Origin of the sequence: Nonomuraea sp. MTCD27 (assembly GCF_041950495.1) — a bacterium.
Classification (GTDB): Bacteria; Actinomycetota; Actinomycetes; order Streptosporangiales; family Streptosporangiaceae; genus Nonomuraea.
Window position 1 is genome coordinate 414090 of record NZ_JBGNUW010000004.1, and the last position, 12705, is coordinate 426794.

The window sequence follows — 12705 nt, forward strand, 5'->3', positions numbered from 1 at the left end:
CCCTGTTCGCGTGCCGTCGGCGACCAACTTCGCACCGGACGGCACGGATCTTGCACGGATTCCGCATGGATCTTGGTACGGTCGGCCCGTGTCTGTCGTCCGGTTCCTCCTGCTTGGTCCCGTGGAGGTCACGGTCGACGGCCGGGCGGTGCACCTGACCGGCAGGCAGCGGGCGCTGCTGGCGACGCTGCTGCTCGAACCCGGTCGCGTGGTGCCCACCGAGCGCCTGGCCGGCTCGCTGTGGGGCGAGAGCCCCCCGTCGTCGGCCGCGCCGCGCATCCGCGCGCTGGTCGCGGAGGTACGCCGGGCCCTGGGCGTTCGGGGGAACTTGATCATCGTCACCCGCAGCCCCGGCTACCTGGCCAGGGTCGGGCCGGACGAGTTGGACCTCGCCGAGTTCACCGCCCTGGTCGAAGGCGCCCGCCACGCCGGCGCGGACGCCCTGCCGAGCTGCGACAGGGCCCTGGCGATGTGGCGCGGCGACCCGTTCCCCGACCTGACCGGCCTGGCCGCCCAAACCGAGCGGAGCCGGCTCGTGGAGCTGCACGTGGAGGCGGCCGAGCGGCGGGCCGAACTCCTGCTGGAGTGCGGCCACGGCGAGGGCGTGCTCGCCGACCTGCGCAGGCTCGTCGCCGAGCACCCGTTGCGGGAGCGCCCGCACGGGCTGCTCATGCGGGCGCTGCACCGTGACGCCCGGCTGCCCGAGGCGCTGGCGGTGTACCGCGAGCTCCGCGCCCGGCTGGTCGGCGAGCTGGGCGTCGAACCCGGCGTGGAGCTGCGCGACCTGCACCAGCGGCTGTTGAAGGACGACGTCCGGCCGGGCGGAGCGCAGACGCCGCATCAGCTGCCGCACGGTCTGACGCGGTTCGTCGGCCGGGAAGAGGTGTTGCGGCGGCTCGACGCGGCGCATCGGGTTGCCGTGGTCGGGCCCGCCGGGGTGGGCAAGACGGCGCTGGTGGTCCACTGGGCGCACCGGGCGGCCGGGCGCTTCCCCGACGGGCAGCTCTTCGTCGACATGCGGGGCTTCGGCCCGGCCGACCCGAGATCCCTCCCCGAGGCGCTGACGCTGCTCCTGCAGGGCCTCGGGCTGAGAGCCGCGGACATCCCGGTCGACGTGGACGCGCAGACCGCGCTCTACCGGACCACCCTCGCCGGCCGGCGGGTGCTCATCGTCCTGGACGACGTCGCGGACCCGCGGCAGGTCCGCGAGCTGCTGGCCGCGCCCCCCGGCTGCGGGATCGTCATCACCAGCCGCCACCGCCTCAGCGGGCTGGTGGCGGTGGACGACGTCGAGCGCGTCACGCTGGACGTGCTCGACCAGGACGAGGCCCTGCGCCTGCTCACCCAGGCCGTCGGCCAAGCCAGGGCCCGCCGCGACCCCGCCGCCGCGGCCGAGCTCGTCCGGTTGTGCGGCCGCCTTCCGCTCGCGCTCTCCATCGCCGCCTCCTGGGTCGGCGAGTACGGCCACCGGACGGTGGACGACTGCGTACACCGCCTTACGGCCCGGGGCCGCATGACCGGGCTGCGCGTGGACGGGGACGAGAACGTGGCCGTCCGCGCCTCGCTCGACGCGTCGTACGAGGCCCTTCCCACGGCTGCCCAGCGCATGTTTCGCCTGCTCGGGCTGGTGCCCGGCGCCGAGATCTCCGTCGCCGCGGCGGCCGCGCTGGCGGGAACCGGCCAGGCCGTGGCCGAGGAACTGCTGGGCGGGGCGGCCCGGATCCACCTGATCGAGGAGTCGGGCCCGGGCCGGTTCGCCGCTCACGACCTCGTCCTGGAGTACGCCGCGCAGCGCACCCGCGAGGCCGACCCGCCCGCCGAGCGCGAGGCCGCGGTGCGCCGCCTGCTCGACCACTACCTGCACCTTCTCGTCGCGGCCACCGAGGCGTGCGGCTTCCAGACCCCGGACCTGCCCCGCGGCCAGGACCGGCCGTTCGGCGACCAGGCCGAGGCGGTCGCCTGGTTCGAGAGCGAATGGCAGAACCTGGCGGCTGCCGTGTCGCACGCCGCCGCGCACGGCCCGCGGCGCTACGCCTGGCTGCTGGTCGAGGCGGCCCAGGAGCTGCTGCACCACCGGGCGACGCTGGGGGAGCGGCTGCGGGTCGCCGGGATCGGGCTGGCGGCCGCCGAGCGGGAGGGGGACCTCCGGGGCCAGGCCGCCATGTACCTGGTGCTCGGCACGACGCGCTGGCGCATGGCGGATCTGCGGACGGCCCTGCGGGAGAGCGAACGCGCGCTGGACCTCAGCCGCCGGGCCGGCTGGATACGCGGCGCGGCGATGGCGCTGTCGGCCTGTGGGGTGATGCTCAAGCAGCTCGGCCGGCCGGACCGGGCGATCCCGCGCTACCGGCGAGCGGTGGCGCTGAACCGCACGCTGGGCAACACGCACGGCCAGGTACGCGGGCTGGGCAACCTGGCCTCCGTCCACCTGGAGTTCGCCCGGCTGCGGCAGGCCGAGGAGTGCCTGGCCGCCGCCCTGCCGCTCGCCCGCGCCTCCGGCGACCGGCACATGCAGGCGCTGACCCTGGTCAACCTGGGCCTGGTCCGCCAGCAGCAGGCGAGGTTCGCGGAGGCGACGGAGATCCTGGAGGAGGCGCTGGCCGTGGCCCGGGCCGCGGGCCTGCGCTACGCGGAGGGCGTCGCCCATGAGACGGCCGGACTGGTGCACTGCGACGCGGGGCGCCCCGAGCAGGCCGTCGCCGCCTTCAGCAGCGCCCTCGACATCGCCGTGTCCGTCGAGAACCGCAATTCCGAGCTGGCCTCGCTGCTCGGCCTCGCGGACGCGGAACTGCGGCTCGGCCGGGTGGACCGCGCCTTCGACCGGCTCACCGCCGCTCGCCGGCTCGCCGCGAAGTCGGGCATGAGCAGCGGCCAGGTCCTGCTCGGCCGCGCCCGGGCCGAATTCTGCGTACGGAACCACGGCGCGGCCCGCGAACTGGCGACCCGATCCCTCGCCCTGAACAGGAAGTTCAGCCCGCTGGACGTGCCGCGGCTGCACACCCTGCTGGCGGCGATCCACTTGGCGGACGGCGAGGATGAGCAGGGGATGCTGGCGGGCGAGCGCGCGGCGAACCTGGCCGCGCGCTCGGGGCAACGGCTGGAGCACGCCCGTGCGCTGCTGCTCCTCGGCCGCGCCCGCCTCCGCACCGGCGATCGGCGGGGCGGGCGGGAGTGCTGGCGGCACGCTCACGACCTGTTCACCGCCATCGGCACGCCGGAGGCGCGGCTGACCGCGTCGCTGCTCGGGTGAAGCCCGCAGCCACCCGGGTACCGGAGGCAGATACCTCGACACGCTCCTCCCCGCGAGAGCGCGACCTCCACTGCCCGCAGACCTCGCTGCGAGACTAAATCTGCAGACGTATATACAGCCCGAATTTCCGGCGCATCACCCTGGCAGGGCGGCCTGGAAGCGGTTCGCGGCGCCGAGCCGGTCGAGCAGTTCGGCCACGTGTGTTTGCGGTAGGTCCACAGGCTCACCCCAGCTCCCTGGCGGCGGTCTCGTCCTTGTCGGCGCCGGACAGCAGGTGCAGCACCTGCCATTCCCTGGGGCTGCGGCCGGCGCGGGGTGCGGTTCGAGGTCCGCCGCGTGCGCCCAGACCTGCTCGAACAGGCCGGATCGAGTCGTGCGAGCTCCGGCGGGCATGGACGTCGAGGGATGTCGAGGATGCCGCGCGGCTGTGCGGGGCGGGCTCCGGCTCCGCGCGCTCGACGAGCTCCGTGCGACCACCCGATGACGGTGAAGGCGGCCGAGCCCGTCCGGCTCCCGTTCGGCGACCACCTGCTGGCCGCGTACCTGCTCGCCGTCGGAGGCACGCTGACCGCATGCGTTGCGCGTGGATGTTCCCGGAGCGAAGCCGTTCATCGTAGATCGCTCGCCCGTACCAGGAGGGAGGGGCGCCGCAAACGAAATCACCCGAGCTCAGCCGGAGCTGATCTCGGGTGACCGATCGTCATATCCAGAATCATCCAGATACATACGACTTACGTGTCCGAGGGGGGACTTGAACCCCCATGCCCATCACTGGGCACTAGCACCTCAAGCTAGCGCGTCTGCCTATTCCGCCACCCGGACTTGGTGCCTGCACGTGGGACCGTCATCCCGCGTCGGCTCAGTAAGGTTAGCAAACTCTGAGGAGTGCGTCATACCAAGAATCCGCACCCCCGTAGAGACCGCCCCCAGGGCCTCCATTGGGGCTTACGTGGGGGCGCGCGGAGGGTGATGGGGTGGTTGCGGATGGTTTGGGTGGTGGGGAGTTGGCCAATTCCTGGGTCTCAGGTGAAAAGGCCTTGCGGCAACCTTGGGTGCTGCTACGGTTACGGACCGTTGAGGGGTGAGTCCACGGACCGGCCTCACGACGTGAGGCCGGTTCTGGAGCTCGGGAGGGCATGTGACGCGCGAGGCGGTGCGACTGCAGAGGGCTGAGGCCCGTGCTGCGCGTCGCCCGCGCGTGACTGTCCCGGCGCAGGACGTGACCACCGATCGGGTCGACCGGATGGCGCGGTTCGCGGCCGGTGCCCGTCGGCTCGTCGTGCGGGCAGTCGCGATTGGCGCCCTGGTGGCCGCCGGGTGGCTGCTTGCTGTTGTGTTCGGCATGCTCACCGCCGCTCCGGCGGCCGCGGACGCCACCGCGGCGACAGGAACGGCCGGCGACGCCGTCGAGGCGTCACGAGCGACCGGAGACGGCACCGCGGCGACAGCGGTCACGGACGGTGCCGGGGCTGCACATCAGTCTCCCGACATCCCGGGTCGTGTCTCGGCGTCGGACAACGCCGAGGCCATGGCCGGGCGTACGGTGGACGGCCTCAACAGCCAGCGGGATCCTGGCCTGCCTGCACCATCCAGCGCCGGAAAGATCCTGGACACCAATGGTCTGGTGCCCAACGGCGGTGGCAGCGGCCCCTTCGGGCCCGCAACCGGGGATGTCGCGAGGTCCGTGTTCGACCCGCGGCTCCAGGCTGGGCGCGCCCCCCTGGCGCGCCTGCTTCCCCCCGTCGTCCGCACAGCGGCGGACGATCCCTCCTTCTCACCTGACTGATCCCGCCAGGACCCTGGCCGGAGCCGACGAATCACAACGAACGACGTCGGCCGGCGGGTCCCCGGAAAGTAGCGCGGCGGAGCGTGGCTTGAATCCCTCCGCCTGCGGGTGAACACGTCAGTTCAGCTGGTTCGCGAGTCCCAGGTCTCCGCTGTGCGCGAAGTCGCATGAGATCGCATGAGATCACATGAAGTCGCGTGAGGTCGCGTGAGACCGCGCACGGCCTCGGGCTGCCCGCGAACCGTTCAGGTAATCCCCCCAAGAACCACTAGGAGCATTCATCATGCGTACGTGGGCGAAGGCATCGAGCCCCGCGGCCCTGCTGGCCGTGGCAGTCATGTCGTTCGGCGGCAGCGGCACCGCGCTGGCCGACACCTCGGGCGACGCGTCCGTCGGCGGCGGTAACCAGGTCAACCTCCCCGTCTCCCTGCCGATCGACATCAGCGGCAACGCCGTCGCCGGGGCCGGCAAGTCGGAGGCGACCTCGCAGGGCGGCGCCGAGGTCGTCAACTCGGGCCGGGAAGGCATCCCCAACAGGACCTCGGGCAACGCGAGCGTGCTCGGCGGCAACCAGCTGAACGCGCCGATCAGCGCGCCGGTCAACGCCTGTGGCAACGCCGTGTCCCTGATCGGCAAGTCCGACGCGGGCTGCAAGGGCGGCGCCACCGTCCGCAACCAGGGCAGGGGCGGCGCCGGCGGCAACCAGACCTCCGGCAACGCCAGCGTCCTGGGCGGCAACCAGATCACCGCGCCCATCTCCGCCCCGCTGAACGTCTGCGGCAACGCGGTGGCGATCTTCGGGGACGCGACGGCCGGCTGCAAGGGCGGCTCCAGCGTCTACAACACCGGCGTGGGGGCGGGCGGCAACCGTACGTCGGGTGACGCCTCCGTGCTGGGCGGCAACCAGGTCATCGCGCCGATCACCGCGCCGATCAACATCTGCGGCAACTCGGTGGCCGTGTTCGGGCGGGCGTTCTCCGGCTGCCAGGGAGGCTCGACCGTCACGAACAACGGCGGCCCCGGCAACCGCTACCAGGCCCGCCACATGGCCGCGGGCTCGACGGGCAACGACACCGACGGGCGCTTCGGGGCCGGCAGCGGCAACCAGGTCGTCGCCCCGGTCAGCCTGCCGGTCGACGTCTGCGGCAACGCCGTGGGCAACGCGACCGCCGGGTGCAAGGGCGGCTCGAAGGTGCTGAACTCCGGCGGCGGCTCCGGCGCGGGCGGCAACACCACGTCGGGCACCGCCGGCGTGCTGAGCGGCAACCAGGCGGTCGCGCCGGTCAGCGCCCCGGTCGACATCTGCGGCAACGCCGCGGCCGTGCTCGGCCACGCGTTCGCCGGCTGCAAGGGCGGCGCCACCGTGAAGAAGGGCGGCAGGGGAGCCGGCGGCAACCACACCTCCGGCGCGGCCGGGGTGCTGGCGGGCAACCAGGCGGTCGCGCCGATCGCCGCGCCGATCAACGTCTGCGGCAACGCGGCCGCCGTGCTCGGCAGGTCCCAGGCCCACTGCAGGGGCGGCGCCGGCGTCTGGCCGCAGGACGGGGTCGGCGGGGGCGGCAACCGCACCTCCGGCCGGGCCGGGGTGCTGGCGGGCAACCAGGCGGTCGCGCCGATCGCCGCGCCGATCAACGTCTGCGGCAACGCCGCGGCCGTGCTGGGCGACGCCGCGGCCGGGTGCCTCGGCGGCTCGCACGTCGGCAGGCCCGGGCCCGAGGGCCCCGACGGGTTCGAGCGCTTCGCCCGCGCCAACACCAAGGTGGCGGCGGCCAAGGGCGGGTTGCTGCCCATCACGCCCGCCCTCCCGGTCCTGGGCGGGGTCCCCGACGTCAGCGGTCTCACCGGGCAGGTGCAGGGTCTCGCCGGCGGTGGCGAGCTGACCAAGCAGCTCCAGGACATGGGCAACCTCGCCGAGGTCACCAAGCCGATCGAGGGTGTCGGCAACGTCGCCGGCGTCTCCCAGCAGGTGCCCGCCGTCCAGGACCTCACGCAGACGTTCGGCCTGCCGCAGCTCCCCGAGCTGCCCGGCCTGCCCGGGGCCCCGGCCAAGCCGAGGAAGAACCCGGTGTCCGCCCCGGTCGACAGCAAGGGCCGCGCCACCTCCTCCAGCCCGATCTCCGCGCTCGACCCGGCCACCGACCTGGTCGCCTCCACCCCGGCCGGCGGCGTTGTGACATCGGCCACCCGCAGCCTGCCGGTCGGCGACCTCGGCCTGATGAGCGCCGAGCAGCCCGCCGGTCTCACCGGGATGAACTCCGGCTCCCTGCTCGCTCTCGTGCTGGGCTCGCTGCTGGCCGCCTCGGCGACGCTGTTCGCCTCGGCCCGCCGGTTCCGGATCGGCCGTAAGTAAGGGATCAGGAAGCACATAACACCGTACGGCTGCTGCTCACAGCCCGTGAGCAGTAAGCGATAGATGCTTTGCCCGTTCCGGGGGCGCGGCCCGGGGCGGGCAAAGCCATGTTCGCGGTCAGAGCGTGCGGCGTACTCGCAGGATCTTGCGCCGCAGGCGGACGTGACGGCTCCCGTCGGGGTGTACACGTACGCGCGCGAGCTCCCACTGACCGTACTCTGCGTGTTCGGTCAGCAGTTGACGTGCTGCTTCGCGAGTGAGGTCGCGCGGGATGAAGATATCCATGTAGGAGTAGTCGAGCACAACGATTAGTCTCCAGGGTGAGTCAGGGCGCCATGCCGCTCGATGGGCCTTATTCTGCGTGCTTGTGGGTGGACCCGGAAGCTAGTGGGTAGCCCGGGGGAAGGAAATTTCCGCGAGTCGGGTTACCTTTCAGTCTGTGCCGACTCCCGGCAGGGGGATTTGCAAGCGAACAGCGAGGTAGGAAGCAGCGTGCCAGCCAACAACGGCAGCGCCGGCGGAACACGCCTGGTGATCGTCGAGTCGCCCGCCAAGGCGAAGACGATTGCCGGGTACCTCGGGCGCGGCTACATCGTCGAATCGAGCATCGGTCACATCCGCGACCTGCCGGAGAAGGCCGACGACATCCCCGAGAAGTTCAAGGGGGCGCCTTGGGCACGGCTCGGGGTCAACGTCGAGCACGAGTTCGAGCCGCTGTACGTCGTCAACCCCGACAAGCGGTCACAGGTCGCCAAGCTGCGGCAGCTGCTGAAGGACGCTGACGAGCTCTATCTGGCCACTGACGAGGACCGCGAGGGCGAGGCGATCGCCTGGCACCTGCGGGAGGTGCTCAAGCCCAAGGTCCCCGTGCATCGCATGGTGTTCCACGAGATCACCCCGCAGGCGATCCGGGACGCCGTGGCCAACCCGCGCGACCTCAACCTCCGGCTGGTGGACGCCCAGGAGACCCGGCGCATCCTCGACCGCCTCTACGGTTACGAGGTCAGCCCCGTCCTGTGGAAGAAGGTCAAGCCAAAGCTGTCGGCCGGCCGGGTGCAGTCGGTGGCGACGCGGCTGGTCGTGGAGCGCGAGCGTGACCGCATCGCGTTCACCTCCGCCCACTACTGGGACCTGCAGGCGCTGTTCGACACGAACAAGCCCGAGGAGCGGCCGCGCGACTTCACCGCCACGCTGACCGTGGTCGACGGCAGGCGGGTGGCGCAGGGGCGCGACTTCGCCAGCACGGGGCAGCTCAAGAACGCCGACGTGCTGCACCTGTCCGAGGCCGCCGCGGGAGAGCTGGCCGGGCGGCTGCAGGGGGCGTCGTTCGCGGTCAAGTCGGTGGAGCGCAAGCCGTACACGCGCAAGCCGTACGCGCCGTTCCGGACGACCACCCTGCAGCAGGAGGCCAGCCGGAAGCTGGGCTTCTCCGCCAAATACACGATGCAGGTCGCGCAGCGGCTCTATGAGAACGGCTTCATCACCTACATGCGTACCGACAGCATCACGCTGTCGGAGACGGCGGTGGCGGCCGCGCGGTCGCAGGCGATCAAGCTGTACGGCGCCGCGTACGTGCCCGACAAGCCGCGCGTCTACTCCAGCAAGGTGAAGAGCGCGCAGGAGGCGCACGAGGCGATCCGGCCCTCGGGCGAGGAGTTCCGCACGCCCGGCGAGACCGGGCTGTCGGGCGACATGTTCCGGCTCTACGAGCTGATCTGGCAGCGCACCGTGTCCTCCCAGATGAAGGACGCGGTCGGCGAGTCGATCACCGTGAAGGTGGGCGGGAGGTCGACGGCCGGCGAGGACGTCGAGTTCAGCGCCTCCGGGCGGACGATCACGTTCTACGGGTTCCTGAAGGCGTACGTCGAGGGGGCCGACGACCCCTCGACCGACCGCGACGACTCCGAGAAGCGGCTGCCGAACCTGGTGGAGGGCGACGCGCTCAGCGTGTCGCGCCTCGACGTGGCCGGTCACTCGACCAAGCCGCCCGCGCGTTACACCGAGGCGTCGCTGGTCAAGGAGCTGGAGGATCGGGAGATCGGGCGGCCGTCGACGTACGCCTCGATCATCGGGACCATCCTCGACCGCGGTTACGTGTTCAAGAAGGGCACGGCGCTGGTGCCGTCGTTCCTGGCGTTCGCCGTGGTCAACCTGCTGGAGCAGCACTTCGGCAACCTGGTCGACTACGACTTCACGGCCGACATGGAGAAGGTGCTCGACGACATCGCCAACGACCGGGCGGAGCGGGTGCCGGAGCTGCAGCGCTTCTACTACGGCGCCGACGGCGACGAGGGCCTGAAGGAGATGGTCACCGACCTCGGCGACATCGACGCCAAGGAGATCAGCTCGTTCCCGGTCAAGGGCACGGACATCGTGCTGCGGGTCGGAAGATACGGCCCCTACCTCGACAGGGACGGCGCGCGGGTCAACGTCCCCGAGGACATGACGCCCGACGAGCTGACGGCGGAGAAGGCCGAGGAGCTGTTCTCGCGGCCGACGGGCGACCGGCAGCTCGGGAACGACCCGGCGACCGGGCACATGATCGTGGCCAAGGACGGACGATACGGCCCCTACGTGACCGAGGTCCTGCCGGAGCCGGCCGCCGACGAGGAGGCCCCGAAGCGGCGTACGAAGAAGGCCGACGCTCCGAAGCCGCGCACCAGCTCGCTGTTCAAGTCGATGTCGCTGGACACCATCACGCTGGACGACGCGCTCAAGCTGCTGACGATCCCGCGGGTCGTGGGCGAGCTGGAGGGCGAGGAGGTCGTGGCGCACAACGGGAAGTTCGGCCCCTACCTGAAGAAGGGGACCGACTCCCGCTCGCTGGCCTCCGAGGACGCCCTGCTGACGGTCACCATCGACCAGGCGAAGGAGCTGTTCGCGCAGCCCAAGCAGCGTGGACGGGGCCGCGCCGCGGCCGCGGCGCCGCTGCGGGAGCTGGGCGACGACCCCAACTCCAAGAAGCCCGTGGTGGTCAAGGAGGGGCGGTTCGGGCCCTACGTGACCGACGGCGAGACGAACGCGTCGCTGCGCAAGGGTGACACGGTCGAGGACATCACGATCGAGCGGGCGGCCGAGCTGCTGGCCGAGCGGCGTGAGCGGGCCCCGGCGCCCAAGAAGACGACCACGCGGAAGGCCCCGGCGAAGAAGACTCCCGCGAAGAAGCCGGCCACCAAGTCATAGATCACATTCCGGCGGTCAACGGGGTATGGCCGCCGGAAGTAGCATCGTTCGTGTGTTCGTCTTGGTTTTCGTGGCCGCGGTCCTGCTCGCGCACTGGTACCTGTGGAATCGCCTGGTGCGTCGCACGACCGGTCCCGGGTGGGTCCGCAAGACCCTGACCTGGAGCCTGGTCGCGTTGCTCGCGATTCTCGTGACGACCTTCGTGGGCACGAGGATGGGCCTGGAGAGCTGGGTGGCCTGGCCGGGCTACATCTGGCTGGCGTTGATGTTCTACCTGGTCGTGATCCTCGCCGTGCTGGAGATCCCGCGGGCCGTGGCCTTGGGGTTCCTGCGCAGGGCAGAGCGGCGGGAGCGGGCGCCCGAGCCCGTGGCCACGCCCGTCGCGGTGCCGGCGGGCGCGGCGCCGTCGGAGGAGCCCGCCGCTTCCGGGTCGGCCGCTTCCGGGTCGGCTGGTTCGGGGCCTGCCGTTTCGGGGCCTGCCGTTTCGGGCTCTGCCGCTTTCGAGCCCGCCGCGCCGGAGGTCGAGGCCCCGGCGGTCGCTCCCATGAGCAGGCGGATCTTCCTGGAGCGGACCACCGCGGCGATCGCCGGGGTGAGCGCGATGGGGACGGTCGGGTACGGCATGACGAGCGCGCTGGGCGACCCCGTGATCGAGCCGGTCAAGGTCACGCTGCCGAAGCTGGATCCGCGGCTGGGCGGCCTGCGCTTCGCCGTGGTGAGCGACATCCACCTGGGGCCGCTCACGGGCATCGGGCACACCGAGCGGATCGTCCGGATGATCAACGGCCTCCAGCCCGACGTGGTGGCGATCGTGGGCGACCTGGTGGACGGGTCGGTGGCCCAGCTCGGGGCGCTGGCCCGGCCGTTGAAGAACCTTGAGTCCCGCTACGGGGCATATTTCGTGACCGGTAACCACGAGTACTTCTCCCCCGGGGGACCCGGCGAGTGGATCGAGGAGCTCGGGGAGCTCGGCGTACGCTCTCTGCGAAACGAGCGGGTCGAGATCAGACACCAGGGTGCCGTGCTCGACCTGGCCGGCGTCAACGACGTCGGCGGCGCCGCCGGCGGTGACGGCCCCGACTTCGCCAAGGCGCTCGGCGGGCGCGACACCGGCCGCTCCACGGTGCTGCTCGCGCACCAGCCCGTCCAGGTGGACGAGGCCGCGCGGCACGGCGTCGACCTGCAGCTGTCCGGGCACACGCACGGCGGGCAGATCGCGCCGTTCAACCTGGTGGTGGGGCTGCAGCAGCCGGTGGTGTCGGGGCTGGCCACGGTGGACGGCGTACAGGTGTACGTCACCAGGGGCGCCGGCTTCTGGGGACCGCCAGTGCGTGTCGGGGCTCCGCCCGAGATCACGATCCTGGAACTCCGGAGTTGACTTTTCGTGATGCGGTAGTCACCCGGCGCCATGATGGCGTAGAGTATCCGACCGGATACTTTTCGGAGGTAGGGCATGGTCTCCTCGCCGATGGAGCGGGTGCTGGGGCAGGACGTCGCCATCTGGGCCAGGCGGGGCGGTCTGCTGTTCAAGCAGGCCAGGAATGCCGCGAGCCTCAACCAGAAGGCCCTGGCCAGCGTGAGCGGCACGTCCCGGACGACGTTGTCGGCCTACGAGCACGGCAGGAAGTCGCCGACGCTCGAGACCGCGGGGCGCATCCTCGACGCGGCCGGGTTCCGGCTGGTGCTGGAGGCGAAGGTCGAGTGCGCGGCGCGGGTGACCGGCGACGGGCGGAAGTTCCACGTGCCCAGCCGTCTGCCGCGGCTGCCGGTGGCGGCCGCGCTGGGGGTCGTGCGGGTGGCGGGCCGGGCCTACGACCTGGCCGACCGGGACGAGCGGCGGGCGGCCTACACCGCGCTGCTGTGCGAGGGCGGGCCCGATGAGCTGCTCGATCACGTGGACGGCGTGCTGCTGATCGACCTGTGGGACGAGCTCGTGCTTCCCGAGGAGATCCGCGCCGAGTGGGGGCCTTTGGTAGAAGAGGCGCGACATGAGGCCGGAGTTATGAATTGATGATGTTTTTGGGGGCCTATTCCAGGTGTGTAACCTGCGCCCGAGCCCGATCACGTAATACCCTCAGCCACGAGCAGCCGGGAATATCCGGCTCCTCTCTTGTCTGCCCCACTCCGGCCAACACC

7 protein-coding genes and 1 tRNA gene are annotated in these 12705 nt (G+C 71.6%); 6 read left to right on the forward strand and 2 right to left on the reverse strand.

Going from position 1 to position 12705, the window contains the following annotated elements:
• Positions 1-88 precede the first annotated feature (88 nt).
• Positions 89-3250, forward strand: a complete 3162-nt coding sequence (locus ACBJ59_RS14165; protein ID WP_375110616.1) for a BTAD domain-containing putative transcriptional regulator — start codon at positions 89-91, stop codon at positions 3248-3250.
• A gap of 736 nt (positions 3251-3986) precedes the next feature.
• Here the strand turns inward: ACBJ59_RS14165 and ACBJ59_RS14170 are convergent.
• A tRNA-Leu gene (locus tag ACBJ59_RS14170) sits at positions 3987-4072 on the reverse strand.
• A 316-nt stretch (positions 4073-4388) separates the two neighbouring features.
• Between ACBJ59_RS14170 and ACBJ59_RS14175 the strand changes: the two genes are divergently transcribed.
• The gene (locus ACBJ59_RS14175; RefSeq protein ID WP_375110617.1) at positions 4389-5036 is read left to right on the forward strand and encodes a hypothetical protein; all 648 of its coding nucleotides are present in this window, start codon (positions 4389-4391) and stop codon (positions 5034-5036) included.
• A gap of 283 nt (positions 5037-5319) precedes the next feature.
• Positions 5320-7386: a chaplin family protein gene (locus tag ACBJ59_RS14180; protein ID WP_375110618.1), complete on the forward strand. Its 2067-nt coding sequence runs from the start codon at positions 5320-5322 to the stop codon at positions 7384-7386.
• 117 nt (positions 7387-7503) lie between these two features.
• On the opposite strand, the gene ACBJ59_RS14185 is transcribed toward ACBJ59_RS14180, so the two are convergent.
• On the reverse strand, positions 7504-7671 hold the full coding sequence (locus tag ACBJ59_RS14185; RefSeq protein ID WP_375110940.1) for a DUF5703 family protein: 168 nt from the start codon (positions 7669-7671) through the stop codon (positions 7504-7506).
• A gap of 207 nt (positions 7672-7878) precedes the next feature.
• Here ACBJ59_RS14185 and topA point away from each other — a divergent pair, with 207 nt between their 5' ends.
• The 3 genes from topA (at position 7879) to ACBJ59_RS14200 (ending at position 12580) form a co-directional block, all read left to right on the forward strand.
• Positions 7879-10569, forward strand: coding sequence for a type I DNA topoisomerase (topA, locus tag ACBJ59_RS14190; protein WP_375110619.1), 2691 nt, complete (start codon positions 7879-7881; stop codon positions 10567-10569).
• Between the two features lie 52 nt (positions 10570-10621).
• Entirely contained in the window at positions 10622-11947 is a 1326-nt protein-coding gene (locus tag ACBJ59_RS14195; protein ID WP_375110621.1) for a metallophosphoesterase, read from the forward strand.
• Between the two features lie 75 nt (positions 11948-12022).
• On the forward strand, positions 12023-12580 hold the full coding sequence (locus ACBJ59_RS14200) for a helix-turn-helix transcriptional regulator (RefSeq protein WP_375110622.1): 558 nt from the start codon (positions 12023-12025) through the stop codon (positions 12578-12580).
• Positions 12581-12705: the final 125 nt, after the last annotated feature.